This is a genomic window from Streptomyces sp. NPDC025273, assembly GCF_040638585.1.
GTDB lineage: Bacteria > Actinomycetota > Actinomycetes > Streptomycetales > Streptomycetaceae > Streptomyces > Streptomyces cinereorectus.
On sequence record NZ_JBEZYP010000011.1, the window covers coordinates 102,959 to 129,307 of the forward strand.

The following is a 26,349-nucleotide window of genomic DNA, read 5'->3' on the forward strand; positions in this document are numbered from 1 at the left end:
CGCGCATGACCACCAGCACCGGCTTCGACATCCGCAGGATCGGCGGCCGCATCGGCGCCGAGATCCTCGGAGTGGACCTGACCACCGGCCTCGACCCAGCCGTCGTCACCGAGATCAACTCCGCGCTCCTGGAACACAAGGCGCTCGTCTTCCGCGACCAGGACCTGGACGACGAGGGCCAGCTCCGCTTCGCCTCCCTCTTCGGCGAACTCACCACCGCGCACCCGACGGTCCCCTCCGTCGACGGCCGGCCCCAGATCCTGCCCGTCGACGGCGACGAGGGCATCCGGGCCAACCAGTGGCACACCGACGTCACCTTCGTCCGTACGCCCCCGAAGGCGTCCACACTGCGCAGCATCGTGGTCCCGCCCTACGGTGGAAACACCCTCATCGCCAACTCGGCCGCCGCCTACCGGGACCTGCCCGAGCCGCTGCGCGAGCTCGCGGACAAGCTGTGGGCGGTGCACACCAACGACTACGACTACGCCGCCCCGAAGAACGAGAAGGCGGCGGAGCACCGCAGGCGGTTCGTCTCCCGCACGTACCGCACCGCCCACCCGGTCGTCCGCGTCCACCCCGAGACCGGGGAGCGGGGGCTGTTCATCGGCGGCTTCGCCCAGAGCATCGTGGGCCTCGGCCCGTCCGACTCCCGGGAACTGCTGCGCATCTTCCAGTCGTACGTCACCCGACCGGAGAACATCGTGCGGGTGGCATGGGCGCCGGGCGACCTCGTCCTGTTCGACAACCGCATCACCCAGCACTACGCCCCCGACGACTACGGTGACCTGGCGCGACTGCTGCACCGGGTGACCGTCGCGGGCGACGTCCCGGCCGGTGTCGACGGCGCTCTCAGCCACGTCATCGAGGGCGACGACGCCGCCCACTACACCCCGGCCGCGGCCTGAGCACCGCACCCGCCACGCACTGCCGCCGGGCAGGGGCATCCGCTCCCGCCCGGCGGCCTGCCGGCAGCGGATACCGACCGAAGCCTTGGTGGATAATGGACGCATGCGGATCTCAGCCAGGGCGGACTACGCGGTACGTGCCGCACTGCAGCTTGCCGCGTCCCAGGACGGCGGTCCACTGAAGGCCGAGGCCATAGCCGAGGCTCAGGACATTCCGCACAAGTTCCTCGAAGGCATCCTGAACGACATGCGCCGAGGCGGCCTCGTGCTCAGCCAGCGCGGCGGCAACGGCGGCTACCGATTGGCCAAGCCCGCCGAGTCCATCAACATCGCCGACGTCATCCGCGTCGTGGACGGCCCACTGGTATCGGTACGCGGGGTCCGCCCCCCGGAGCTGTCCTACACCGGCCCCGCCGAATCACTGCTCCCCCTGTGGATCGCATTGCGGTCCAACGTGCGCGAGATCCTCGAGGGCGTATCGCTCGCCGATGTCGCATCGGCCCAACTGCCGTCCGATGTATCCGCGTTGACCAAGGCCCCCAGAGCCTGGGTGAACCCCTGACACGCCGGACCAAGTACCACTCATCCCACAAGGTGGGATAGCGACGTCCACCATGCGAAACACCCCTTGGGGCGAGCGCCACCTTCTGCCACGATCCCTATCAGTCAGGTAGGAAAACTAGGGAATTCCGGGGGGTAGTCATGGGAACGTTCAACCGTGCGGTCCAGTCGCTGCCCCTGCTGACCCGCCGTCGTCACATCGACCTCGGCCACACGGCCAGCGCCATCTGTCGGCCTCTCTGACGCCGCGGAAGCTCCTCGCTTCTCGCCGGCGCTGCTTCCCCGCCTTCGCTCCGCTTTCGCCGGACCGGGCGTCCTCGGCCGGCCACGCCCCACTTCTCGGCCCGCGACAGCATGCCTGCCGCCGATGCCCGGGACGGAATGCCGGTGCGTGCCGAGAAGCAGCACGCCTCGCACCTCCGTGCCGCCTCCCTGATCTCCCATCCCCAGAAGGGACACCTCCGTGTCTGCCGCAAGACCGCTCACCGCCCTGCGCACCATCACCGTCATAGCCGCGCTTCCCCTCCTGCTCACCGCTTGCGGCTACGGTTCCGAGTCCACTGACGACGGCAAGCAGACCGAGGTAGCGGCGGGCGCCAAGAAGCTGTCCGCCGACGAAGTGAAGATCGGCTACTTCCCCAACCTGACGCACGCCACCGCCCTGGTGGGCGTCCAGGAGGGCCTGCTCCAGAAGGAGCTCGGCGGCACCACGATCAAGGCGACCACCTTCAACGCAGGCCCCTCCGAGATCGAGGCTCTGAACGCCGGCTCCATCGACATCGGCTTCATCGGCCCCTCCCCCTCCATCAACGGCTACACCAAGTCGAACGGCGAGAACTTGCGCATCGTCGGCGGTTCCGCCTCCGGCGGTGTGAAGCTCGTCGTCAACCCGGCCAAGATCAAGTCCCTGGACGACCTCAAGGGCAAGAAGATCGCCACGCCGCAGCACGGCAACACCCAGGACGTCGCGTTCCTCAACTGGATCGCGGAGAAGGGCTGGAAGACCGACGCACAGAGCGGCAAGGGCGACGTCTCCGTCGTCCGCACGGACAACAAGATCGCCCCGGACGCTTACAAGTCCGGCTCCATCGACGGCGCCTGGGTGCCGGAGCCGACCGCCTCCAAGCTGGTCGCGGAAGGCGCAAAGGTCCTGCTCGACGAGTCGACGCTGTGGCCCGACAACAAGTTCGTGATCACGAACATCATCGTGTCGCAGAAGTTCCTCAAGGAACACCCGGACGTCGTCGAGGCCGTACTGCGCGGCTCGGTGAAGACCAACGAGTGGATCAACGCCAACCCGCAGGAGGCGAAGGTGTCCGCCAACGCGGCGTTGAAGAAGCTGTCCGGCAAGGAGCTGCCCGCCGAGGTCATCGACCCGGCCTGGAAGTCCATCACCTTCCTCGACGACCCGCTGGCCGCCACCCTCGACGCCCAGGCGAAGCACGCGGTGAAGGCCGGACTGCTGGAGGAGCCCAACCTCAAGGGCATCTACGACCTCGCACCGCTCAACAAGATCCTCAAGGCCGAGGGCAAGGACACGGTCGACGACGCCGGTCTCGGAACCAAGTAACGACAACCCGGCCCCACGATTCCCAGGAGGTGACGACCTTGGCCACGACGATCGCCACAGCTGCCGAGGACGCCACGGCGGTGACACACGCCGCCCGTATCGAACATGTCTCGAAGTCCTTCCCCACGCCGGGCGTGCCCGGCGGACAGCAACTCGTACTGGACGACATCACGCTCGATGTCGCTCCGGGTGAGTTCGTCACCCTCCTGGGAGCCTCCGGCTGCGGCAAGTCCACCCTGCTCAACCTGGTCGCTGGGCTGGACCGGCCGTCCGCAGGCTCGATCGACACGGACAGCCGGCCCGCCCTGATGTTCCAGGAGCACGCGCTGTTCCCGTGGCTGACCGCGGGCAAGAACATCGAGCTGGCCTTGAAACTGCGCGGGGTCGCCAAGTCGGAGCGTCGGCACGAGGCGCAACGGCTGCTGGAACTCGTCCGGCTGCAGGGCGCATACGGCAAGCGGGTGCACGAACTGTCGGGCGGAATGCGACAGCGCGTCGCACTGGCCCGCGCGCTGGCACAGGACAGTCGGCTGCTGCTGATGGACGAGCCGTTCGCCGCGCTTGACGCGATCACCCGGGACGTTCTGCACGACGAACTGACCCGCATCTGGCGGGAGACGGGCCTGTCCGTCCTGTTCGTGACGCACAACGTGCGGGAGGCGGTGAAGCTGGCCCAGCGGGTGGTGCTGCTGTCCTCCCGGCCGGGGCGGATCGCCCGGGAGTGGACGGTCGGCATTCCGCAGCCGCGCCGCATCGAGGACGCCGCGGTCGCCGAACTGTCCGTCGAGATCACCGAAGAACTGCGTGGGGAGATCCGCCGCCATGGCCGGCACTGACACCGGGGTCCACATCAAGAAGCACGGCTCGCCGGCGGCCGCGGGCCCCCAGGACCCGCACGACCTGGCGGGACTGGAGGCAGGGCTCGACGCGCTGGACTCGGTGGAGGTGGTCCGCACACCCCTGCGCGAGACCCTGATCCGCAAGGTGCTGCCGCCCGTCACCGCCGTCGTGCTGGTGCTGGTGGGCTGGCAACTCCTGGTGTGGGCCGAGGTCGCCCCCGCCTACAAGCTGCCCTCGCCCTCCGCGGTGTGGGACGAGGTGGGAGCGGCCTGGCGGCAGGGCACCCTCCTCGACTACATCTGGACCTCCGTCTCCCGCGGGCTGCTCGGCTTCCTGCTGGCCCTCGCCATCGGTACACCGCTCGGCCTGCTCGTCGCCCGGGTGAGGTTCGTGCGGGCCGCCATCGGCCCCATCCTGTCCGGCCTGCAGTCCCTGCCGTCGGTCGCCTGGGTACCCCCCGCCGTGATCTGGCTCGGACTGAACGACTCGATGATGTACGCCGTGATCCTGCTCGGCGCGGTCCCGTCCATCGCCAACGGCCTCGTCGCAGGCATCGACCAGATCCCGCCCCTGTTCCTGCGGGCCGGGCGGACCTTGGGCGCGACCGGGCTGAGCGAGGCCCGGTACATCGTGATGCCGGCCGCACTTCCCGGCTATCTGGCCGGGCTGAAGCAGGGCTGGGCATTTTCCTGGCGTTCTCTCATGGCCGCCGAGATCATCGCCTCCTCGCCCGACCTGGGCGTCGGCCTCGGCCAGTTGCTGGAGAACGGACGCAACAACGCCAGCATGTCCCAGGTGTTCCTGGCCATCTTCCTCATCCTGCTCGTCGGCATCGCCATCGACCTGCTGATCTTCAGCCCGCTGGAGCGGCGAGTACTGCGCAGCCGTGGCCTGCTGGTCACCCGCTGAACGAGCGGCCCCCGGTCGACACGGGATACCGACACGTCCCACCACGCAGTCACACACCCGGCGCACGGCAGCACCGGCCCCGCTGTGGACGATTCCACAGCGGGGCCGGTGCTGCCGTGCGCGGAGGAACCGTTTCCCGCCCCGCACGGGCCTACGGTGCACTGATGGGCAGGCCCGCCGCACTCCACGCCTGGAAGCCGCCGACCAGATCGGTCGCACGGTGCAGCCCCAGCAGGTGCAGCGATGCGGCCGCCAGGCTCGACGCGTACCCCTCGTTGCAGATCACCACGATCCGCAGATCGTGATCCGTGGCCTGCGGGACGCGGTGGGAGCCCAGTGGGTCGAGGCGCCACTCCAGTTCGTTGCGTTCGATCACGAGGGCTCCGGGAATCAGCCCGTCGCGCTCGCGCAGTTCGGCGTACCGGATGTCGACCAGCAGCCCCCCGTCGGCAGCCGCCGCGTACGCCTCCTGCGGGCCGACACGGTCGAGCCCGGCGCGGACCCGCGCCAGGTGCTCGTCGATGGACAGCATTCCGCTCACTGCCAGTCCTCCGGCCTCTCGACCTGCTCGAGCCGGAACACCGAACCGGTCCGGCTGAAACGGCGCATCAGCGGCAGCGGCGGGTAGTAGGCATGCACGGAGACGGCGTGCTCGGTAGGGGACTCGTTCAGCACTTCGTGCACGTGGTGGTGGCCGAAGGCCCGGCTCTCGCCGGGTGGCAACTTCCGTCGGCGGTCGTTGCCTTCGGCCAGCTCCAGGGACCTCCACCCCTCGGTGGGAAGCCGTACCGCGAGCGCGTTCTCCGTCAGTTCGCCCACCGCCGTGGTGAAGGCGCCGATCGATTCAGCGTGGTCGTGCCAGCCGGTACCCGCGCCGGGCGGCCAGCCGATGAGCCATGCCTCGCTGCCACCCGGGCCCTCAAGGCGTACCCAGGTACGGCCTTCGGGGTCGAGTGGGAGCGCAGCGACGAGGTCGGCGTCCGCTGCGGTGCGGCGCACGAATTCGAGAAGCTGGGCAGGGGTGGGGCCCGGGAATTCGGCGGACCTCTGTGTGGGAGAGGTGGCCTGAACGGGCGCAGAAGTGATCGTCCTGAGGGACACGGGTACCGTCCTGGGTTCGCTGGGGTCGCGCGGGCGTCACACAGGGCGCGGCGCAAGGAAGGAAAGCGATTTTCAGGACGGACGACACAGGCAGCCCGCGTAGCGGAGGAGGTCCATGTGGACCCTTCGCCACAGGTGCGGGGCAGTGTCACTCATGCCCCATGAGTACAGCAGGACGTGCGCCGGGGCAAACGCATCTCACAGTGTGGCGGCTGGCGACTCCAACCGGTGCCGGGGCTTCGTCCGCGGTGTGCGAAGGCGAGGCCACCGACCGCATCGTGGGCACCCTGAGTCCGCGTTATGGGCGACAGGGTGGCGGATCCCCGCACTCTGCCGATGAAACCGCAGCTCAAAGCGGTGCTGAGAGCGCATCAGGTGGCGCAATACTGCGGCAACACCATCGGAGCGGTTCCCCTTGTACGTTCCCTGTCATGCCAGCCGAACCCGCCCCCGCCGCCCTCCCGGTGGCCGCCGCGCGCCGCCGGCGGCTGCGTGCGGACCGGGCCCGGCACATCGCCGATCTCCTGCGGCACCAGATCCTGACTGGGAGCTTCCCAGGCGGGATCCTGCCTCTCGAGGACGTCATCGCAGCCGACCACCGTGCCAGCCGCAACACCGTCCGACAGGCCCTGGACCTGCTACGCGACGAGCAACTCGTCCACCGGCAACCGGGCATCGGCACCGTGGTGGTCTGCGAGAAGTACTCGCACGGACTGGACCGCCTCCAGGGCCTGGCCGAGACCCTGCACGAGCACGGCCGGGTCACCAACGAGGTCCGTACCGTCGGACCGATCACCGCCCCCGGCCCGGTGGCGCATCGACTGGGCCTGCCCGAGCACGCCGACGTGCTGTGCATCGAGCGGCTGCGGCGCCTGAACGGACTGCCGCTCTCACTGGACCTGTCCTACCTGCCCATGGACGTGGGCGGTGAACTGCTCGGCTGCGACCTGGAGAACACGGACGTGTTCCGGCTCCTGGAGTCGCTGACGGGCGGCCCGCTGGGCCAAGCCGAGATCACCCTGGAAGCCGTCAACGCCGACGCACACTGTGCCGCGGTACTCCAGGCCCCGCGTGGGGCCGCGGTGCTGATGCTTGAACGTCTGACCTGTCTGCCCGACGGGCGGCCGGTGGACCTGGAGTTCATCCGGTTCCGCGGCGACCGCATCACCATGAGCGGCGTGCTGCACCGCTCCGTCTGATCCCTGAGCCCCTTCCTTCCGTTCCCCGCTGTTCCGGCCCTGCCAGGCCCTTTGGAGACAACCATGCCTCTCGTTCCGCAGCGCGCCGACGTGCCCGTGACCATCGACGAGTCCAAGTGCATCGACGGCTGCACGCTCTGCGTCGACATGTGCCCCCTCGATTCCCTCGCGATCCGCGAGGACAACGGCAAGGCGTACATGCACGTGGACGAGTGCTGGTACTGCGGCCCGTGCGCGGCCCGGTGCCCGACCGGCGCAGTCACCGTCAACATGCCCTACCTGCTCCGGTGAAAGGCCGAACTCCCATGCCCCGCAAGAGAATTTTCCTGCTTCCGCTCCTCCCGGTCGCCCTGCTGCTCCCGCTGACCACCGGCTGCGGCGGCACGGCGGGCGCCGGCGCGAAGACGGTCACCGTGACCGTCGGCTACCAGTCCAAGACCATCAACACCGTCACCGCCGGCACCCTGCTGCGTTCCCTCGGCTACTTCGAGGAGGAGCTCGCGGCCCGCGGGAAGAAGGACGGCATCGCCTACAAGGTCGAGTGGCAGGACCACGCGACCGGTGCCCCGATCACTGCCCAGATGACGGCAGGGAAGATAGACATCGGTTCGATGGGCGACTTCCCACTGCTGATCAACGCGGCACGCGGCAAGCAGCTGGGGCAGCCGACCCGGCTGGTCTCGGTCACCGGATACAACCTGCGCGGGGGCCTGAACACCGTCGTCGCCGCACCCGGTTCGCCCCTGCGGTCGCTGGCCGACCTGCGCGGCAAGAAGGTGTCCACCAGCGTCGGCTCGGCCGCCGACGGCACCCTGGTCCGGGCTCTGCAGCGGGCCGGCATCGACCCAGACAAGGGGATCCAGAAGCTCAACCAGCAGCCCAGCGTCGGTGCTTCGGCTCTGGCCGCGGGCAGCGCCGAAGCGCTGTCCCAGTTCGTCGCCTGGCCCGGCAAGCTGGCCTTCGAGGGCCGGGCCACCGCTCTGTACGACGGGGCGGAACTCAACCTGCCGACCTTCCACGGGGTCGCGGTCAGGGAGGAGTTCGCCGAGGAACGGGGCGGGGTCCTCGACGACTTCCTCAGGGCACAGCGCCGGGCCACCGACTACCTGCGCGCCCAGCCGGTCGCCGCCGCCGAGTCGGTGGCCAAGGAGACCGGGTTGCCGGCCGAGGTGGTGTATCTCTACAACGGCGCCAACGGCATAGCAACCTTCGACCCGGAACTCCGGCCGGAGTTGATCGCCGCTCTCAAGGAGGACGTGCCGGTGCTGAGAGCCGCCGGGCTGGTGCGCGAGGTCGACGTGAACGCCTTCGTCGACCCGGGGCCACTGAAGCGGGCCGTTCAGGCGCCCCCCTACCCGAAGGCGGGCGCCGTGAAGCCCGAACTGTGGCTGAAGGGCGAGACCACCACCCGCACCTTCGACAGCCCCGAGGAACTACTGAAGGCCGCCAAGGGCGCCAGCGTGCGGGCAGCCTACGTGCCGGACGAGCTCACCGGCACCCTGTGGTTCGCGGACAAGGCGGTATGGGTGGCGGACGGCCCCGAGCTGCGCGCCTTCGTCACCCGGGCGAGTGCCGAGAAGTTCACCGGCTTGAACGCCGGAGCCCGGATCATCAGCTACGCAGACGCCGTGAGGCTCGCGTCATGAGCCTGGGCAGTCGGCTGCTCCGCGTGGCCTCGCTGGGCGCGGCCCTCGGGGCATGGCAGCTCCTGACCTCCCTGGACGTCAACATGTGGCTGCGGTTCGAGCAGTTCCCCACAGTCAGTGAGGTGGCGTCCGCCTTCGCCGACCGGGTCGGCACCGGTCCGTACTGGCAGGACCTGGGCCACAGCCTGCGCCGGATCGTGGTGGGATTCCTGCTGGCCTCGGTGTTGGGGGTGGCGACCGGCACGGCCATCGCCCGGTCCCGGTGGGCCGCCGATCTGCTCGGCCCGCTGGTGGAGGTGGTACGGCCCGTGCCGGCCATCGCCCTCGTTCCGGTCGCCATCCTGCTGCTGCCCACCAACGAGCAGGGCATCGTGTTCATCACCTTCACCGCCGCCTTCTTCCCTGTGGTGGTGTCGACCCGGCACGCGGTCCGGGCGCTCACCCCGATCTGGGAAGAGGCCGTGCTCACCATGGGCGCCGGCCGGTTGCGGGTGTTGTTCTCCGTGGTGCTGCCCGGCGCCCTGCCGGGCATCTTCGGCGGCCTTTCCGTAGGCATCGGCGTCTCATGGATCTGCGTGATCTCCGCGGAGATGATCTCCGGCGAGTACGGCGTGGGCTACCGCACCTGGCAGGACTACACGATCGTCGACTACCCGGCGGTGTTCGTCGGCATGGCCACCATCGGGGCCCTGGGATGGCTCACCTCGACCGCGGTGGAACTGCTGGGCCGTCGCGCCACCTCCTGGCTGCCCCGCCCCGCCGTGCGGGGAGCCGCCAGCGAACCACGTCCGGCGTCCCGCAGGTCCGGCCGTGCGCCCACGGACGCCGGGGCCGAACCCGTCACCGAGGTCCGTACCACTGCTGCCCGGAAGGAGCCGGTCCCATGAGCACGGCAACACTGCCTGCCGCCGCCGCACCGACAGGCGCCGAACTCGCCCTGCACGACGTACGACTCGGTCACGCGGACGGCGCTGCCCTCTCCGGCCCGATCGCGCTGCGGATCGCGCCGGGGGAACTGCTTGCCGTGGTCGGGCCCTCCGGCTGCGGGAAGTCCACACTGCTGCGTACTCTCGCCGGCCTGCTGCCTCCACTGGACGGGCAGGTCACCCAGGACGGCGAGCCGGTCGCCCGGCCCGCCGCCGACCGGGCGCTGGTCTTCCAGCACGATGCCCTGCTGCCCTGGCGGACCATCCGCGCCAACGTAGAGCTGCCCCTGGCGATCCGCCGGGTCCCGCGGGCCCAGCGGCGGCGGTCGGCGGCCGACTGGCTGGACCGGGTCGGTCTGGCCGGACATGCCCACAAGCTGCCGCATCAGCTGTCAGGAGGGCAACGGCAGCGTGTCCAACTCGCCCGTGCCCTGGCCGGCCGGCCCCGGGCGGTGCTGATGGACGAACCCTTCGGCGCGCTCGACGCCCACACCCGCGCCGGGATGCAGGACCTCCTGGTGGACATCCTGCAAGGCACCGGCGCGACCGTCGTCTTCGTCACCCACGACGTGGACGAGGCTCTCTACCTCGGCGACCGGATCGCCCTGCCGGCCTCTGGGCAGGTGCTGGACGTGCCACGCCCGCGTGACCGCGATGCGCACAACTCCTCCGGCACCGCCGAGCTGCGCCGCCGCATACTCGATTCCTTCTGAAAGGCACTTCCCGTGGACACCCTGGTGGACGCTCCGCTGACCGTCCCGGCTCTCGCCGACGCGACCGAACTGTCCTGCGACGTCCTCGTCATCGGCGGTGGCACCGCCGGCACCATGGCCGCGCTGACCGCCGCCGGTCGCGGCGCGCAGGTGCTGCTGCTGGAGAAGGCGCATGTGAGGCACTCCGGCGCTCTCGCCATGGGCATGGACGGGGTCAACAACGCGATCATTCCGGGCCGGGCCGAGCCCGACGACTACGTCGCCGAAATCACCCGCGCCAACGACGGCATCGTCGATCAGTCCACCGTCCGGCAGACCGCGACCCGCGGCTTCGACATGGTCCAGCGCCTGGAGTCGTACGGGGTGAAGTTCGAGAAGGACGAGCACGGTGAGTACGCCGTCCGCCAGGTGCACAGGTCCGGCTCGTACGTGCTGCCGATGCCGGAGGGCAAGGACGTCAAGAAGGTCCTCTACCGGCAGTTGCGGCGGCGCGAGATGCGGGAGCGGATCCGCATCGAGAACCGGGTCATGCCGGTCAGGGTGCTGACCCACCCGGACGACGGCCGGGCCATCGGCGCGGTCGGGTTCAACACCCGCACCGGCGCGTTCGTCACCGTCCGGGCGGGCGCGGTGATCCTGGCCACCGGTGCCTGCGGCCGACTGGGACTGCCTGCCTCGGGATACCTCTACGGAACGTACGAGAACCCCACCAACGCGGGCGACGGCTACGCCATGGCCTACCACGCAGGGGCCGCGCTCACCGGGATCGAGTGCTTCCAGATCAACCCGTTGATCAAGGACTACAACGGTCCTGCCTGCGCGTACGTCGCGAACCCGTTCGGCGGGTACCAGGTGAACCGCCACGGCGAGCGGTTCGTGGAGTCGGACTACTGGTCCGGGCAGATGATGGCCGAGTTCGCGGCCGAACTCGCCTCCGACCGAGGGCCGGTGTACCTCAAGCTCAGCCACCTGCCCGACGAGACCATCACCGCCGTCGAATCGATCCTGCACACGACGGAGCGGCCCACCCGCGGCACCTTCCACGAAGGCCGCGGCCACGACTACCGCACCCACGACGTGGAGATGCACATCTCGGAAATCGGCCTGTGCGGCGGGCACTCCGCCTCCGGGGTACGCGTCGACGCGCATGCCCGCACCACCGTGCCCCGGCTCTACGCGGCCGGCGACCTGGCCTGCGTGCCGCACAACTACATGATCGGCGCATTCGTCTTCGGTGACTTGGCCGGTGAGGACGCCGCACGCTACCGGGCCTACGAGGGAGAGCTCCCACAGGACCAACTGGTCGCCGCCCACCGCCTCGTCTACCGGCCACTCGGCAGTCCGGACGGGCCGCCGCAACCGCAGGTCGAGTACAAGCTGCGGCGGTTCGTCAACGACTACGTGGCACCGCCGAAGACGGGTGCGAAGCTGTCACTGGCGGTGGAGGCGTTCACCCGGATGTCGGAGGAGATCGCCGGGATGGGGGCGCGGACCCCGCACGAACTGATGCGGTGCGCGGAGGTCACCTTCATCCGGGACTGCGCGGAGATGGCCGCCCGGGCCTCGCTGGCCCGGACCGAGTCCCGGTGGGGTCTGTACCACGAGCGGCTGGACCACCCTGAGCAGGACGACGCGCGCTGGCTGCACCACCTGGACCTGCGCAAGTCTCCTTCAGGGGCAATGGAGTTCACCGCTCGACCGGTGGAGCCATACGTGGTATCGGTGCCGGAGTTCGCCCCGTCTCGGGGACCGGAGCGGCACCTCGGTGAGGTCGCTCTGCTGCCGGTTGCCACGGCCGGCCCGCGAGACGCTGCCCCGGCCGCCCGCCCTGCCGCAGCTGCCGCAGCTGCCGCACCTGCGGCGGCTCCGGCCGCTGACGAGGCCCTCGACGTGTCCGCGCCCAGTCCCGCCCTCCTCCGCCTCCTCTCGCTCACCGAGGAATCCCCCGACCTCCAGGCGCTCCGGCCCTACCTCGCGGACGCCGACCCGGCGGTGCGGGCAGCCGCTGTGGCCGCCCTCGGCGAGACGGTGCCGGCCGGCGCCGGACCCGCGCTCGCCGAGCGCCTGCGGGACAGCGCGCCGCAGGTCCGGGCCGCCGCCGCGGCCGCCCTGCGTGAACTGGTCGAAGTACTGCCGGCCGAACCCGATCTGAGGTCGGGGCTGCGCAAGGCACTGCGCGGCGCCGACCCGGCCGTCCGGGCCGCCGCCCTCGACGTGCTGCGCGCCCTGCGGCTGGGCGACACCGGCGTGTACGCCGCCGCGCTCGCCGACACCGACACGGAAGTCCGCATCACCGCCGTGCGGGCCCTCGTCTCGGTGGACGCGGTCCCGGAACTGGCGGCGGCCGCCGCCGACCCGGCCCGCGAGGTCCGGGTCGCGGTGGCCCGCGGCTTCGCCGCTGTACACGCCCCCGCCCCGGCACCGCTCACGCCACTGCTGGACGACGCCGACTCGCTCGTCCGGAGCGCCGCGCTGGCGGCGCTGGCCGCCACAGGCTGCCCGCCCCGCTACGCCGCGCTGGCCACTGCGGCCCTCGACGATCCCACCTGGCAGGTCCGTGCCGGTGCCGCAACCGCCCTCCGGGCGGCCTCGCCCGCCCAGGCCGTCCCCGCTCTGGCCAAAGCCCTGACCGACCCCAACGCGGACGTCCGCAAGGCCGCCGTCCTCTCCCTGCTCCCCCACCGGGCCGATGCCGAAGCCCGCGCCGCCCTCGCAACCGCCACCACCGATCCGGACGCCGACGTCCGCGCCTACGCGTCCCGGGCCGTCTCCTGACCACCGCGCCTCAGACGGCGAGGACCGGCCCCATGTCCACCACGAAGGTCAGGGCATGGGGCACCCGGCTCGGCGGCCAGGACTCGCGCGCTCCGCGATCCGGCTCACCCATCAAAGAGTCGGCGCTGACGCACCATCAGAACGAGCGTCAGCTGAGCGTCACGACGCTGTCGAGAGCATCGTTCCAGCATCAGGAAGTCGCTCTTGACGCACACGGTGCTTACCTGTCAAACCGCAGGTCATCGGCTTGCATCCACAGGTTCCGGACTCGCCACGCACTCCACCTGGTGTGCTCCTGGAAACAGGTCGGACCGATCGGCCCGGGCATGGGGAGCAAAGAGAACCGGCAGGTCAGAGGCCCTTTGCCGCAGGCTCAAGAATGGCCACGCATTCCACATGCGACGTCATCGGGAACAGGTCGAACGCCCGCAGCGTCCGCACCTTGTACCCGCCCTCCCGGAAGTACGCCAGGTCCCGCGCCAGCGCCGCCGGGTCGCACGCCACGTACGCGATGCGGCGCGCCCCGAGGGCGGCCAGCTGCTTGACCGTGGCCTTGCCCGCGCCCGCGCGCGGCGGGTCCAGGACGATCAGGTCGCACTCGGTGATGCCCGTGCGCGGCAGGACCTGGTCGACCTTGCCGTGCTCGATGCGGACCCGGTCCAGGTCCTTCAGGTTGTGACGGGCGTCCTCGACCGCGCGCTTGCCGGACTCGATGCCGAGCACCGCGCCCTTCTCGCCGATGCGCTGGCCGATGGCGCCGGCGAACAGGCCGACACCGCAGTAGAGGTCGAGCGCCGTGTCGTTCTTGCGGGGCAGCAGTCCCTGCATCACCGCGCGGACGAGGGTGTCCGCCGCCTGCGGGTGGACCTGCCAGAAGCCGCCGGAGCCGACGCGGTACGTGCGGTCGTCGGCGCGCTCTCGGACGAAGGCGCGGCCGTGGACGCGGTGGACGCCGCCGTCCTTCTCGTCCACGCGCATCACGGAGACGGGCTTGTCCAGCTCGACCAGGGGGAGCCGGCCGCCCTCTCGCGGGGTAAGGATCACCTGGCGGTCGTGGGAGCCGGTGGCGGAGATGGCCTCCACAGCGGCCATCTGCGGCCAGTCCTGCTTCTCGATGCCGAGCTCGGAGACGCCGGGGGCGGCGATCAGGCAGTGGTCGATCGGCTGGACCTCGTGCGAGCGGTGCTTGCGCAGTCCGGCCAGGCCGTCCTCGTCGATCGCGTACTGGACGCGGGTGCGCCACGCGGGGACCTCGCCCGGCGGGAGCTTGTCGCCCTCGGCCGGCATGACGGTGCCGTCCCAGCCGGCCTCCTCGGGCGTGAGGCCGGCGAGACGCTGGAGCTGCTCGGTGATCACCTCGCCCTTGAGGCGGCGCTGGGCGCCGGGCTTGGCGTGCTGCCAGTCGCAGCCGCCGCACTTGCCGGGCCCGGCGTACGGGCAGGGGGCCTCGACGCGGTCCTTGGACGCCTCGATGACCGTGACCGCGTCGGCGCGCAGGAAGCGGGAGTCGCTCTCGCCCTCGGTGACCCGGGCGACGACCTTCTCACCGGGGAGGGTGTGCCGTACGAAGAGCACCTGGCCCTCGGCGGTGCGCGCGATGCAGTGGCCGCCGTGTGCGACGGGGCCGACCTCGACCTCGTACTCCCGACCGATCAGTGACTCCCCCGCCGGCGACGATGTGGATTCGTTCTGCATGAGGGGGTGGCTCCAGAGATCAAAGGGAAAGCGGCCGGACAACAACCCACGAGTCTACGTGGATGCCGGCCGACCGCTTACCACGAGCGGGTGTGCCCGGTCAGCTCCGGTGGCCGTGTTCCTTGTGCCGCCGCTCCACGGGGCCGCGGCGGACCGATCCGGGTGCGGACCAGTCCGCACGCCTCCTGGCCCGGAGCTTCGCGGCCTCGGAGGACACCAGCTGGTACGGCACCGAGGTCACCATCACCCCCGGCGTGAACAGCAGCCGGCCCTTGAGTCGCAGGGCGCTCTGGTTGTGCAGCAGATGCTCGTACCAGTGGCCGACGACGTACTCGGGGATGTAGACGCTGATCACGTCGCGGGGCCGGTCCTTGCGCAGGCCCTTCACGTACTCGATGACCGGCCGGGTCACCTCGCGGTAGGGCGAGTCGAGGATCTTCAGCGGAATGTCGATGCCGCGCCGCTCCCACTCCTCCTTGAGCGCCTTGGTCTCGGCTTGGTCGACGCTGATGGAGAGCGCCTCCAACTGGTCCGACCGCACCAGCTTGGCGTAGGCGAGCGCACGCAGAGTGGGCCGGTGGAGCTTGGAGACGAGGACGATCGAGTGGACCCGCGAGGGCCGGACGGTGTCGTCGGTCGGGGTGTCGGTCGCCGCGATCTCCTCGGCGACCCGGTCGTAGTGCCTACGGATCGCGGTCATCGTGCCGTAGAAGATCACCATGCCGAGCAGGGCGACCCAGGCCCCGTGGGTGAATTTCGTGGCCAGGACGACCACGAGCACGAGGCCGGTGAAGAAGGCTCCGAAGGTGTTGATGGCGCGCGAGCGGACCATGTGCCGGCGCTTGGCCGGATCGCGCTCGCTGCGCAGGTGGCGGTTCCAGTGCCGCACCATGCCGGTCTGGCTGAGCGTGAAGGAGACGAAGACGCCGACGATGTAGAGCTGGATGAGCCGGGTCGAGTCGGCCCCGTAGATCCAGACGAGGAGGATGGCGGCTCCGGCCAGCAGCACGATGCCGTTGGAGAAGGCCAGCCGGTCGCCGCGGGTGTGAAGCTGACGCGGCAGGTAGCGGTCCTGGGCCAGGATCGAGCCCAGCAGCGGGAAGCCGTTGTACGCGGTGTTGGCGGCGAGGAAGAGCACGAGGGCGGTTGCCCCGGCCAGGAGGACGAAGAAGAACGTACCGTCGCCGAAGACCGCCGCCGCGACCTGGGAGATCACCGGGTCCTGGACGAAGCCGGCGCCGACCGCGACGCCGTTGTCCAGCAGGTCCTTCGCGGGGTTCTCGGCCATCTTGACGTCGGTGGCCATGGCCAGGCCGATGATGCCGCAGAACATGGTGACGGCCAGCAGGCCCATCGCGGCGAGGGTGGTGGCCGCGTTCTTGCTCTTCGGCTTGCGGAAGGCGGGCACACCGTTGCTGATCGCCTCGACGCCGGTGAGCGCCGCGCAGCCGGAGGAGAAGGCCCGCAGGAGCAGGAAGACGAGGGCGAAGCCGGCCAGCCCCTGGTGCTCGGGCTCGATCTCGTAGTGCGAGGTCGGTGCGTGCATGGTGTCGCCGAGGACCAGCCCACGGAACGCGCCCCAGAGGATCATGATGAAGACCCCGGCCACGAACAGGTACGTCGGGATGGCGAAGAGCTTGCCGGACTCCTTCACGCCGCGCAGGTTCATCAGCGTCAGCAGCACGATGGCCCCGATCGCGAAGAACGTCTTGTGCTCGACGACGAGGGGGATCGCGGAGCCGAGGTTCTCCACTCCGGAGGAGATGGACACGGCGACGGTGAGCACGTAGTCGACGAGGAGCGCGCTGGCGACGGTGAGACCGGCCTTCGGCCCGAGGTTGGTGTTGGCGACCTCGTAGTCGCCGCCGCCGCTCGGGTAGGCGCGCACGTTCTGCCGGTAGGAGGCGACGACGGTGAACATCAGGACCACGACGGCGGCCGCGATCCACGGACTGAAGTGGTACGCCGACACACCCGCGATGGACAGCACGAGGAGGACTTCACCGGGTGCGTACGCCACCGAGGACAGCGGGTCGGACGCGAAGACGGGCAGAGCGATGCGTTTGGGGAGGAGTGTTTCCCCCAGCTTGTCGCTGCGCAGCGCCCGGCCGATCAGGATCCGTTTGGGCAGGTCGGTCAGTTTGGACACGCTGAGGATCGTAAGCGCTGTCGCGGCAGGCCATTGTGGCACCACCCGCTCGGCCCCGGGAAAACCTTCATAATTACCCGCGCTCACCACGAAAGTCCATGGAATCCTTAACGAAATCCTTGCGGGCCGGGCAGTCGGCGGCCCGCTGCGGGGCCCTCCTTTGCCCGACGCACCGGTGGATGCGCACACTCGGATGAGGCGGCGGATACCCGGCCGCATAAGCTCATCCCCGGGCGACGCCAACGCGATGGCCCGACGGGGCTGCACCGCAAGCGGAGAAAGAAGTGTGACCAGGGTGTTTTCGCAGGTCATCCGGACGACCAGGACGGCGAGGTAGGCGCACGGTGCACATCGTCATCATGGGTTGCGGGCGTGTCGGAGCCGCTCTCGCACAGACCCTGGAGCAGCGGGGACACACGGTCGCCGTGATCGACCAGGACCCCACGGCGTTCCGCCGCCTCGGTGCCGGGTTCGGCGGCCGGCGGGTGAACGGGGTCGGTTTCGACCAGGACACCCTGCGTGAGGCCGGGATCGAGGAGGCGGGGGCGTTCGCCGCGGTGAGCAGCGGCGACAACTCCAACATCATCGCGGCCCGGGTGGCCCGCGAGATGTTCTCCATCGACAACGTCGCGGCCCGCATCTACGACCCCCGGCGTGCCGAGGTGTACCAGCGTCTCGGCATCCCCACCGTCGCGACGGTGCGCTGGACCGCGGACCAGATGCTGCGGCGGCTGCTGCCTTCGGGCGCCGAGCCGCTGTGGCGCGACCCGAGCGGGGGTGTGCAGCTCGCCGAGGTGCACACGACGCCGTCCTGGATCGGCCACAAGATCAGCACACTGCAGGAGGAGACGGGCGTCCGCGTCGCCTTCCTCACCCGGTTGGGCGAGGCCATACTGCCGACGTCGCAGACGGTGCTGCAGGAGGGCGATCTGGTCCACGTGATGATGCGGACGGACGAGATCGCGAAGGTCGAGGAGGCCTTCGCCGAAGGTCCTGAGGAGGGCGGTCACTGATGCGCGTGTCGATTGCCGGTGCGGGTGCGGTGGGCCGTTCCATCGCGGCCGAGCTCCTGGAGAACGGGCACGAGGTGCTGCTGATCGACAAGGCGCCGACCGCCATCTCGGTGGAGCGGGTCCCGATGGCCGAGTGGCTCCTCGCGGACGCCTGTGAGATCACCTCGCTGGACGAGGCGGCGCTGCAGCGGTGCAACGTCGTGATCGCCGCGACCGGCGACGACAAGGTCAATCTGGTCGTCTCGCTGCTCGCCAAGACGGAGTACGGCGTTCCGCGGGTCGTCGCCCGGGTGAACAACCCGAAGAACGAGTGGTTGTTCAACGAGTCCTGGGGCGTCGATGTCGCGGTCTCCACGCCGCGTCTGATGTCCGCCCTGGTCGAGGAGGCGGTGAGTGTCGGCGATCTGGTCCGGCTGCTGCGCTTCAGCCACGGCGACGCCAACCTGGTCGAGCTGACGCTGCCCCCGGAGTCGGCGCTGGCCGGCACGCGGATCGGCGATGTGGCCTGGCCCGAGGACACCTCGCTGGTCACCATCATCCGGGGTACGCGCGTCCTGACGCCGAGCCCCGAGGAGACCCTGGAGGCGGGTGACGAGCTGTTGTTCGTGGCCGCCCAGGCGCGCGAGGAGCAGTTGGAGGACCTGCTGTCGGTCCGCCGCCCCTCGGAGGACAGCTGAGACGGGTGACGACCGCACGCGGCGTAGGGGCCCGGAACCGTGAGTCACGGTTCCGGGCCCCTACGCCGCGTCCGCGGGGTACCGGCGGTCAGGCGTCGTAGTTGCGGACCTCGGCGGCCCGGGCGCTCTGCGCGGCCTTGCGGGCCTTCTCGGCCTCCTCCTGCGCCTCCATCTCGGCGAACACGTCGATGGGCGGCGGCGCCTTGGCGAGGAAGACCCAGGTCAGGTACACCGCGAGCAGGAACGGCGGGATCTTGAGCGAGACCAGCACCCAGCCGAGCTGCGTGGTGTCGGCCCACCAGTACAGCGGGAAGAGGATCGCGCACTTGGCGAGGAGGATCAGCCCCCACGCGTAACTGGCCTTGGCATAGGCCTTCTTGCGCCCGGGATTCCTGGTGCGCCAGGAGAGGTTCTCCTTGAAGACCGGGCCGAGGATCAGGCCGATCAGCGGCACCCCGGCGAGGGTCGTGACGAGGTAGGCCAGCGCCAGGCCGAGCGTGTAGATCATGCCCGGCAGGTAGAAGTCCTTGGCGTTGCCCGTCATCATCGCGAAGACCACGCCGAAGGCCACGCCGAAGACACCGCTGAAGGCGTGCTTGACCGTGTCCCGGCGGATCAGGCGTACGACCACGAGGACCAGGGACAGCGCCAGTGCGGCGACGGCGGACGCCTTCAGGTCCTTGTTGATGGTGAAGATCGTGACGAAGATCAGCCCGGGCAGGACCGTCTCCACCATGCCGCGTACGCCGCCGAAGGCCTCGAAGAGCGCGGCTTCGGTGACCGCCTTCGCCTCGGCGTCCTGCCGGTCGGTGCGGTGGGGCTGGTCCATGTCGGATGTCGGCTTGTCGCGAGACGTCACCGGCTACTCCTTGCCGAGCGGTCGGAGTTCGTATGTGGGGTTGAACAGCACCCGGCGCCCGTGACTCATGGCGACGCGGCCCGAGGCGATGATCTTACGGCCCGGCTCTATGCCGACGATGGAACGACGGCCGAGCCAGACCACGTCGAGCGGCGCGGTCCCGTCGAAGAGCTCCGCCTCCAGGGCGGGCACTCCGGCCCGCGGGCGCAGGGTGACGGTCCGCAAGGTACCAGTCACCTTGACGATCTGGCGGTCGGCGCATTCGGAGATGCGCGTGCAGCCCGACGCGTGCGTGTCCTCCTGCAGCTCCTCCGACTCCAGGTCCTCCTGGGAGCTGGACAGCCGGTCGAGCATGCGCCGGAAGCGGCCGGACGGCCTCGAAGCCTTGCCGGCCTTCTCGAATCGGGGAACAGCGCTCATACCCGAAGGGTACCGGTCTCCCGTGATACGGGCTGGCCCCCGGGGTGTCACCCGGACGGGGGACCCGAGGGACCGGGGAAGCGGTCAGCCACGCTCGAAGCGGTACCCCATACCGGGTTCGGTCACGAAGTGCCGGGGGTGCGCCGGGTCGGCCTCCAGCTTGCGGCGCAGCTGCGCCATGTAGACCCGGAGGTAGTTCGTCTCGGTGCCGTAGGACGGGCCCCAGACCTCCTGGAGCAGCTGTTTCTGGCTGACGAGCCGGCCCGCGTTGCGGACGAGCACCTCCAGCAGGTGCCACTCCGTGGGGGTGAGCCGGACGTCGCGGCCCTCCCGGTGGACCTTCTTCGCCGCGAGGTCCACGGTGAACCCCTCGGTCTCGACGATCACGAGGTCGTCGGCGCCGTCCGGGCCGACCGGTTCGGCCCGGCGTACGGCGGCCCGCAGGCGGGCCAGGAGCTCGTCCATGCCGAACGGCTTGGTGACGTAGTCGTCGGCCCCGGCGTCGAGGGCCTCGACCTTCTCGTCGGAGGTGTGCCGGGCGGAGAGCACCAGGATCGGTACGCGGGTCCAGCCGCGCAGGCCCTTGATCACGTCGACGCCGTCCATGTCGGGCAGGCCGAGGTCCAGGACGACGACGTCGGGGTGGCGGGCGGCGGCGAGCTGCAGGGCGGTCGCACCGTCGGGCGCGGCGTCCACCTCGTACCTGCGCGCCTTCAGGTTGATCACGAGGGCGCGTACGATCTGCGGCTCGTCGTCGACCACAAGCACCCGGGTCATCGCGGACCTGCCTTTCCGGAAAGTGTGTACGGGGCGGGGGCGTGCCCCGGGGACGTCATGAGGTGGCCTGCACCGGGAGTCCGGGGCCGTCACGCACCTGTCCCGGTACGGCCTTGAGCGTGAGGACCATGGTCAGACCGCCTCCCGGGGTGTCCTCGGCGCCCAGCGTGCCGCCCATCGACTCCACGAAGCCGCGGGCGACGGCGAGGCCGAGGCCGACTCCGGCGCCGCGCGGGGCGTCGCCGTACCGCTGGAAGGGCTCGAAGATGCGTTCCTTGCCCTCGTCGGGGACGCCGTGGCCGCGGTCGGCCACCCGCAGCTCGACGCGCCCGCCGAGTGCGCTGGCCGCGACGGTGACACGTTTCCCGCCAGGGCTGTACTTGACCGCGTTCTCGACGATGTTGGCGACGGCCCGTTCCAGCAGCCCCGGATCGACGGCGACCATCGGCAGCGTCTCGGGGATGTCGAGGTCGACAGCGCCCTCCGGGACGCCGCCGAGTGCCATCGGGACGACCTCGTCGAGGTCGATCTCGCGGATCAGCGGGGTGACGGTGCCGGTCTGCAGGCGGGACATGTCGAGCAGATTGCCGACCAGGTGGTCCAGGCGGTCTGCACCGTCCTCGATGCCCGCGAGGAGCTCGGCCTCGTCCTCCTCGGACCAGGAGACGTCGTCGGAGCGCAGGGAGCTGACCGCGGCCTTGATCGCGGCCAGCGGAGTACGCAGGTCATGGCTGACGGCGGCGAGCAGCGCGGTTCTGATCCGGTTGCCCTCGGCGAGCCGGCGGGCGGCCTCCGCCTCCCCCACCAGGCGCTGCCGGTCGAGCACGACGGCGGCCTGCGCGGCGAAGGCGCCGAGCACCCGGCGGTCCTCGGCGGGCAGCACCCGTCCGGACAGGGCCAACGCCATGTGGTCACCGACGGGCATGTCCACGTCCGCGTCGTCGGGCCGGGCCGCCGGGGCGGGTCCGACGGATCCGGCGCAGGTCCACGGATCGACGTCGCTCTGCCGCTCCAGCAGCGCGACGGACTCCATGGCGAACGTCTCCCGCACCCGGTCCAGCAGGGCGTCCAGGGCCGTCTCGCCGCGCAGGACGCTCCCGGCCAGGGCGGAGAGGATCTCGGACTCGGAGCGCAGCCTGGCGGCCTGATGCGTGCGCCGGGCCGCCAGGTCCACGACGGAGGCGACCGCGACCGCCACCGCGAAGAAGATGACGATCGCGACGAAGTTCTCGGGGTCCTGCACGGTCAGCGTGTGGGTGGGCGGGGTGAACCAGTAGTTGAGGAGCAGGGAGCCGACGGCCGCGGAGGCGAGCGCGGGGGCCAGTCCGCCGAGCAGCGCCGCGGTGACGGTCATGAACAGGAAGAGCAGCACGTCGTTGGCGAGCCCGGGCCCGTTCTCCATGCCGTACAGGAGCAGCGTCAGGAGTGCCGGTCCGCCGACGCCCACGGCCCAGCCCCAGATGATCCGGGTGCGGCCGAGCCGGGCGCCGCGGGCGATGGGCAGTCCGCGCCCCTTGGCGACCGCCTCGTGCGTGACGATGTGGACGTCCAGGTCGGGGCCGGACTCGCGGGCGACGGTGGCGCCGACGCCCGGTCCGTAGATGTACTGCCAGGTCTTCCGCCGGCTGGAGCCGAGGACGACCTGGGTGGCGTTGACGCCCCGGGCGAAGGCGAGGAGCGCCGAGGGTATGTCGTCGCCGATGACGTGGTGGAACGTCCCGCCCAGGTCCTCGACGAGGGTGCGCTGGACGGCGAGTTCCTTGGGTGACGCGGAGGTCAGCCCGTCGCTGCGGGCGATGTACACGGCGAGGATCTCGCTGCCGGAGCCCTTGGCGGCCATCCTGGACGCGCGGCGGATGAGCGTACGGCCCTCGGGGCCGCCGGTCAGTCCGACGACGATGCGTTCGCGGGCCTGCCAGGTGGTGCGGATGTCGTGCTCGCCGCGGTACTGCTGGAGGTATTCGTCGACACGGTCGGCGACCCAGAGGAGGGCCAGCTCGCGCAGGGCGGTGAGGTTGCCGGGGCGGAAGTAGTTGGACAGGGCCGCGTCGACCTTGTCGGACCGGTAGATGTTGCCGTGCGCCATGCGACGGCGCAGTGCCTGGGGCGACATGTCGACCAGCTCGATCTGGTCGGCCCGGCGGGCCACCTCGTCGGGGATGGTCTCCTGCTGCCGCACTCCGGTTATCGACTCGACCACGTCGCCGAGGGACTCCAGGTGCTGGATGTTGACGGTGGAGATCACGTCGATGCCGGCCCGCAGGAGCTCCTCGACGTCCTGCCAGCGCTTGGCGTTGCGGGACCCGGGCACGTTCGTGTGGGCCAGCTCGTCCACGAGGGCGACGGCCGGCGCCCGTTCCAGGACGGCGTCGACGTCCATCTCGGAGAAGACAGCGGTGCGGTATTCGATGTCGCGCCGACGGATCTGCTCCAGACCGTGCAGCAGGACCTCGGTGCGGGGCCGTTCGTAGTGCTCGACGAACGCGACGACGCAGTCCGTGCCCCGTTCGACCCGGCGGTGGGCCTCGGACAGCATCGCGTGCGTCTTGCCGACGCCGGGTGCCGCACCCAGGTAGATCCGAAGCTTGCCGCGCGCCATGGCCCCATTGTCTTCTCTGAACCGGCTGCCGCAGATCGGGGAGCCCACCCTCGAAGCTACCCCGAAAATTTCCGGCATATGGGTCGGTGGGGTGTGGCGGGGGTCCGTATTGACGGGATTCTGACGCGGCTCAGCAGGTCACGCCTGTTCCACGATGTGCCCGTCGCTGAGTTCCAGGACCCGGTCGGCGAAGCCGAGCAGCTGCGGGTCGTGAGTGGCGACGAGGGCGGTGACGCCCTCGCTGCGGACGACGGCCCTCAGCAGTTCCATGACGGCGAGGCCGGTCTCCGCGTCGAGCTGCCCGGTGGGCTCGTCGGCGATCAGGAGAGCGGGCCGGTTGGCGAGCGCGCGGGCGATGGCGACACGCTGCTGCTGGCCACCGGAGAGCTCCCCCGGGCGCTGCCGCGCGTGGTCACCGAGGCCCACCAGGGAGAGCAGCAGCGCCACCCGGTCCTCGCGCTCGCGCGGGTCGGCCTTGCGCAGCCGCATGGGCACGCCGATGTTCTCCGCCGCGGTCAGGATCGGGATCAGGCCGAAGGACTGGAAGATGAAGCCGATCCGGTCCCGGCGCAGCTCCAGCAGCCCGTCCTCGCCGAGCCCGGAGAGTTCGGTGCCGCCGACGGTGATCCTGCCGCGGTCCGGGGTGTCGAGACCGCCGACCAGGTTGAGCAGCGTGGTCTTGCCGGAGCCCGATCGGCCCTTGAGCGCGACGAGTTCACCACGGGAGATCTCGAAGGAGATCCCGCGCAGGGCGTGCACGGCGGCGGCGCCGGTCCCGTACGAGCGGTGCAGGTCCTCGATCCGCACCATGGGTCCGTCGGCCGGGCTTTCGGCCAGGGCCGTGCCGCTCTGTCCGCCGGTGCTCCGTGTCATCGCTCTCCCCCGTGCGCGCGCTGCCCTGCGCAGCGCTTCTCGGCCGCCGCCAGTATGTGCATGAGGCACGCGCCGGGGCAATGGCCTCGGGTACGGGCTGCCTCCGGACCGGCGGACCGTCGGGCGCGAGGGCGTCCGGCCCGGGAACGGCCGGTGGGCCGTACCCCTCGCGAGGGGTACGGCCCACCGGCCGGAACGTAGCGCGACGAGCGGTCAGCGCACCTCGGTGATCTCGGGTCCCCGCTGGAGCTGACCCATGCCACCGGAGAACTTCGAGTTCTCCTGGTCCTCCTGCTGCACACCCTCAGGCACCATCTGGGCGTCGTTCGGGAGCTTGAGGACGATCGGGTCGCGCGGGGCCATCGGGCCGTCGCCACGGACCACCACGGTGTCCCGGAAGATCGTCTCCAGCAGCCCGGCGGCCTCCGGCTGCACGGCACCCTGACCGGAGATCACGCCGCGCAGGAACCAGCGCGGGCCGTCGACTCCGATGAAGCGCACGAGCTGGACGCCGTTCGTCCCGTCGGGGAGCTGTACGGGGACCTGGGCGCGCAGCTCCCAGCCCAGCGGGCCCTCGACCTCGTCGATGATCCCGCCCTGCTGGGTGATGCCCGAGGCGATCTCCTCGCGCACCTCGCCCCAGATGCCCTCCTTCTTGGGAGCGGCGAAGGCCTGCAGCTGGACCGCGCTGTCGCGCAGCACGACGGTCGCCGCGACGATCGCGTCGCCGGCCACCTCCACCCGCAGCTCCATGCCCTCGACTCCGGGCACGAAGATGCCGCCCAGGTCCACCCGGCCCTCGCCGGGCTGGGAGACCTCGGAGATGTCCCACGGCCCGTCCGGCCGGGGAGCCGGCGGGAGGTTCGACCGGCGCGAGCCGCTGCCTGCGGCCCCGTCGGCACCATCGAGCTCGTCGGCGACCTGCTCGGCCTCGCGCGTCTCGTCCGCCTTGTCCTCGGCGGAACCACTGTTCTTGCGACGTCCGAACACGTCACTGTCCTTCCCGGTCGGATACGACCGAAGCGTAGCTGTTCCCACCCTGGGTGTTACCGCCCGTGACGCCATCCACTGCGGCATGGCCGCCGGTGGACCCGAAGCCACCCCCGGCCCGCGCCGAACCGGGGAGTTCCGCCACCTCGTGGAAGCGGACCTTCTCGACCTGCTGGACGACCAGTTGGGCAATCCGGTCGAACCGCTCGAACCGAACGGTCTCGCGTGGGTCGAGATTGACCACGATTACCTTGATCTCCCCACGGTACCCGGCATCAACCGTCCCGGGGGCATTCACCAGGGCCACTCCGCAGCGGGCCGCGAGGCCGGAGCGGGGGTGCACGAAGGCCGCGTACCCGTCGGGCAGCGCGATCGACACCCCGGTGGGGAGCACCGCCCGTTCGCCGGGAGCGAGCTGGGCCGCCTCGGTGGTCACCAGATCCGCACCGGCATCGCCCGGGTGTCCGTACGCCGGGATCGGCACGTCCGGATCGACACGGCGGATCAGTACGTCGACGGGGCGGCGCATCAGGGGTTCACCTCGAAGGCGCGGGCGCGCCGGGACTGGTCGGGGTCCGACATCGCGGCCTCGATCTCCTCGGGGCGGCCGTTCTCGATGAAGTGCTCCACCTTGACCTCGATGAAGAGGGCCTCGGCACGGACCGCGACGGGGCCCTCGGGGCTTCCGGTCCGGCCGGTCGCCCGGCAGTAGATCTTCCGGTTGTGCACGGCGGTGACCTCGGCCTCCAGGAAGAGCACCGTGCCGACCGGTACCGGCCGGACGTAGTCGGTCTCCAGCCGTCCGGTCACCGCGATCACCCGGAGCAGCCAGCTCAGCGCGCCGAGTGTCTCGTCCATGGCCGTGGCCAGGACACCGCCGTGCGCGAGTCCGGGGGCGCCCTGGTGGGCGGGCTTCACCGTGAACTCCGCAGTGACACTCACACCCTCTCCGGCGCGTGCCTGGAGGTGCAGCCCGTGGGGCTGTCCGCTGCCGCAGCCGAAACAGTGTTCGTAGTGCGAGCCGAGGATCTCGCCGGGTGCCGGGGCGTCGGGATGCCGGACCGGCCCCACGGCGTCGGCCGGGGGTGTCAGACGTGCAGATGTTCCACTCACAGGCGCAGACCTTACCCGCGCGGCCGATCGCGGGGCGCG

26 protein-coding genes are annotated in these 26,349 nt (G+C 70.5%); 13 read left to right on the forward strand and 13 right to left on the reverse strand.

The annotated features are described in order from the left end of the window. Nucleotides 1–5: 5 nt before the first annotated feature. The 5 genes from AB0F38_RS19590 (at nt 6) to AB0F38_RS19610 (ending at nt 4,785) form a co-directional block, all read left to right on the forward strand. A complete protein-coding gene (locus tag AB0F38_RS19590) occupies nt 6–905 on the forward strand; it encodes a TauD/TfdA family dioxygenase (protein WP_361894560.1) in 900 nt (299 codons plus the stop codon). A 103-nt stretch (nt 906–1,008) separates the two neighbouring features. Then, the gene (locus tag AB0F38_RS19595; RefSeq protein WP_361894563.1) at nt 1,009–1,467 is read left to right on the forward strand and encodes an Rrf2 family transcriptional regulator; all 459 of its coding nucleotides are present in this window, start codon (nt 1,009–1,011) and stop codon (nt 1,465–1,467) included. 462 nt (nt 1,468–1,929) lie between these two features. Further along, nucleotides 1,930–3,036 (forward strand): aliphatic sulfonate ABC transporter substrate-binding protein, encoded by a 1,107-nt coding sequence (locus tag AB0F38_RS19600; RefSeq protein WP_361894566.1) that lies wholly within the window; start codon nt 1,930–1,932, stop codon nt 3,034–3,036. Nucleotides 3,037–3,074: 38 nt separating this feature from the next. After that, nucleotides 3,075–3,872, forward strand: coding sequence for an ABC transporter ATP-binding protein (locus tag AB0F38_RS19605; protein ID WP_361894569.1), 798 nt, complete (start codon nt 3,075–3,077; stop codon nt 3,870–3,872). Then, a complete protein-coding gene (locus tag AB0F38_RS19610) occupies nt 3,859–4,785 on the forward strand; it encodes an ABC transporter permease (protein ID WP_361894571.1) in 927 nt (308 codons plus the stop codon). The genes AB0F38_RS19605 and AB0F38_RS19610 overlap by 14 nt, the downstream gene beginning before the upstream one ends. Nucleotides 4,786–4,936: 151 nt before the next feature. On the opposite strand, the gene AB0F38_RS19615 is transcribed toward AB0F38_RS19610, so the two are convergent. The 3 genes from AB0F38_RS19615 to AB0F38_RS19625 form a co-directional block, all read right to left on the reverse strand. Continuing rightward, complete coding sequence (locus AB0F38_RS19615) at nt 4,937–5,317, reverse strand: rhodanese-like domain-containing protein (protein WP_361894889.1); 381 nt, start codon at nt 5,315–5,317, stop codon at nt 4,937–4,939. Nucleotides 5,318–5,322: 5 nt separating this feature from the next. Further along, nucleotides 5,323–5,871, reverse strand: a complete 549-nt coding sequence (locus AB0F38_RS19620; RefSeq protein ID WP_361894892.1) for a cysteine dioxygenase — start codon at nt 5,869–5,871, stop codon at nt 5,323–5,325. Nucleotides 5,872–5,958: 87 nt separating this feature from the next. Continuing rightward, a complete protein-coding gene (locus tag AB0F38_RS19625; RefSeq protein WP_361894895.1) occupies nt 5,959–6,042 on the reverse strand; it encodes a putative leader peptide in 84 nt (27 codons plus the stop codon). A gap of 275 nt (nt 6,043–6,317) precedes the next feature. On the opposite strand from AB0F38_RS19625, the gene AB0F38_RS19630 reads away from it, so the two are divergent. From AB0F38_RS19630 to AB0F38_RS19655, 6 genes are all read left to right on the forward strand, one after another. Continuing rightward, the gene (locus AB0F38_RS19630; RefSeq protein ID WP_361894573.1) at nt 6,318–7,085 is read left to right on the forward strand and encodes a GntR family transcriptional regulator; all 768 of its coding nucleotides are present in this window, start codon (nt 6,318–6,320) and stop codon (nt 7,083–7,085) included. Nucleotides 7,086–7,148: 63 nt separating this feature from the next. Then, complete coding sequence (locus tag AB0F38_RS19635) at nt 7,149–7,376, forward strand: ferredoxin family protein (RefSeq protein WP_125741086.1); 228 nt, start codon at nt 7,149–7,151, stop codon at nt 7,374–7,376. A 14-nt stretch (nt 7,377–7,390) separates the two neighbouring features. Continuing rightward, a complete protein-coding gene (locus AB0F38_RS19640; RefSeq protein WP_361894576.1) occupies nt 7,391–8,731 on the forward strand; it encodes an ABC transporter substrate-binding protein in 1,341 nt (446 codons plus the stop codon). Continuing rightward, complete coding sequence (locus AB0F38_RS19645) at nt 8,728–9,618, forward strand: ABC transporter permease (protein ID WP_361894579.1); 891 nt, start codon at nt 8,728–8,730, stop codon at nt 9,616–9,618. Before AB0F38_RS19640 ends, AB0F38_RS19645 begins: the two co-directional genes overlap by 4 nt. After that, a complete protein-coding gene (locus AB0F38_RS19650; RefSeq protein ID WP_361894582.1) occupies nt 9,615–10,370 on the forward strand; it encodes an ABC transporter ATP-binding protein in 756 nt (251 codons plus the stop codon). Before AB0F38_RS19645 ends, AB0F38_RS19650 begins: the two co-directional genes overlap by 4 nt. A 12-nt stretch (nt 10,371–10,382) precedes the next feature. Continuing rightward, nucleotides 10,383–13,145: a fumarate reductase/succinate dehydrogenase flavoprotein subunit gene (locus AB0F38_RS19655; RefSeq protein WP_361894585.1), complete on the forward strand. Its 2,763-nt coding sequence runs from the start codon at nt 10,383–10,385 to the stop codon at nt 13,143–13,145. 351 nt (nt 13,146–13,496) lie between these two features. Here the strand turns inward: AB0F38_RS19655 and AB0F38_RS19660 are convergent, their stop codons facing one another. Both AB0F38_RS19660 and AB0F38_RS19665 read right to left on the reverse strand, forming a co-directional pair. Then, the gene (locus AB0F38_RS19660; protein WP_361894588.1) at nt 13,497–14,840 is read right to left on the reverse strand and encodes a class I SAM-dependent RNA methyltransferase; all 1,344 of its coding nucleotides are present in this window, start codon (nt 14,838–14,840) and stop codon (nt 13,497–13,499) included. A 100-nt stretch (nt 14,841–14,940) separates the two neighbouring features. After that, on the reverse strand, nt 14,941–16,989 hold the full coding sequence (locus AB0F38_RS19665) for an APC family permease (RefSeq protein ID WP_361894591.1): 2,049 nt from the start codon (nt 16,987–16,989) through the stop codon (nt 14,941–14,943). Nucleotides 16,990–17,333: 344 nt separating this feature from the next. On the opposite strand from AB0F38_RS19665, the gene AB0F38_RS19670 reads away from it, so the two are divergent. Further along, nucleotides 17,334–18,002 (forward strand): TrkA family potassium uptake protein, encoded by a 669-nt coding sequence (locus tag AB0F38_RS19670; protein ID WP_361894595.1) that lies wholly within the window; start codon nt 17,334–17,336, stop codon nt 18,000–18,002. Continuing rightward, on the forward strand, nt 18,002–18,679 hold the full coding sequence (locus AB0F38_RS19675) for a TrkA family potassium uptake protein (protein ID WP_361894598.1): 678 nt from the start codon (nt 18,002–18,004) through the stop codon (nt 18,677–18,679). Before AB0F38_RS19670 ends, AB0F38_RS19675 begins: the two co-directional genes overlap by 1 nt. Before the next feature lie 88 nt (nt 18,680–18,767). Here the strand turns inward: AB0F38_RS19675 and AB0F38_RS19680 are convergent, their stop codons facing one another. The 8 genes from AB0F38_RS19680 to AB0F38_RS19715 form a co-directional block, all read right to left on the reverse strand. Beyond that, a complete protein-coding gene (locus AB0F38_RS19680; RefSeq protein ID WP_361894601.1) occupies nt 18,768–19,538 on the reverse strand; it encodes a DUF3159 domain-containing protein in 771 nt (256 codons plus the stop codon). A 3-nt stretch (nt 19,539–19,541) separates the two neighbouring features. After that, a complete protein-coding gene (locus tag AB0F38_RS19685) occupies nt 19,542–19,958 on the reverse strand; it encodes an OB-fold nucleic acid binding domain-containing protein (RefSeq protein ID WP_361894604.1) in 417 nt (138 codons plus the stop codon). Nucleotides 19,959–20,042: 84 nt separating this feature from the next. Further along, entirely contained in the window at nt 20,043–20,735 is a 693-nt protein-coding gene (locus AB0F38_RS19690; protein ID WP_361894607.1) for a response regulator, read from the reverse strand. 55 nt (nt 20,736–20,790) lie between these two features. Next, the gene (locus tag AB0F38_RS19695) at nt 20,791–23,334 is read right to left on the reverse strand and encodes a sensor histidine kinase KdpD (protein WP_361894610.1); all 2,544 of its coding nucleotides are present in this window, start codon (nt 23,332–23,334) and stop codon (nt 20,791–20,793) included. Nucleotides 23,335–23,472: 138 nt separating this feature from the next. Further along, nucleotides 23,473–24,207 carry an ABC transporter ATP-binding protein gene (locus tag AB0F38_RS19700; RefSeq protein WP_361894613.1) on the reverse strand — a complete coding sequence of 245 codons (735 nt, stop codon included), beginning with the start codon at nt 24,205–24,207 and terminating at the stop codon, nt 23,473–23,475. Between the two features lie 213 nt (nt 24,208–24,420). Continuing rightward, complete coding sequence (locus AB0F38_RS19705) at nt 24,421–25,197, reverse strand: DUF3710 domain-containing protein (protein WP_361894616.1); 777 nt, start codon at nt 25,195–25,197, stop codon at nt 24,421–24,423. 1 nt (nt 25,198) lies between these two features. After that, nucleotides 25,199–25,726: a dUTP diphosphatase gene (dut, locus tag AB0F38_RS19710; protein WP_361894619.1), complete on the reverse strand. Its 528-nt coding sequence runs from the start codon at nt 25,724–25,726 to the stop codon at nt 25,199–25,201. Then, on the reverse strand, nt 25,726–26,310 hold the full coding sequence (locus tag AB0F38_RS19715) for a PaaI family thioesterase (RefSeq protein WP_361894622.1): 585 nt from the start codon (nt 26,308–26,310) through the stop codon (nt 25,726–25,728). The genes dut and AB0F38_RS19715 overlap by 1 nt, the downstream gene beginning before the upstream one ends. Nucleotides 26,311–26,349: the final 39 nt, after the last annotated feature.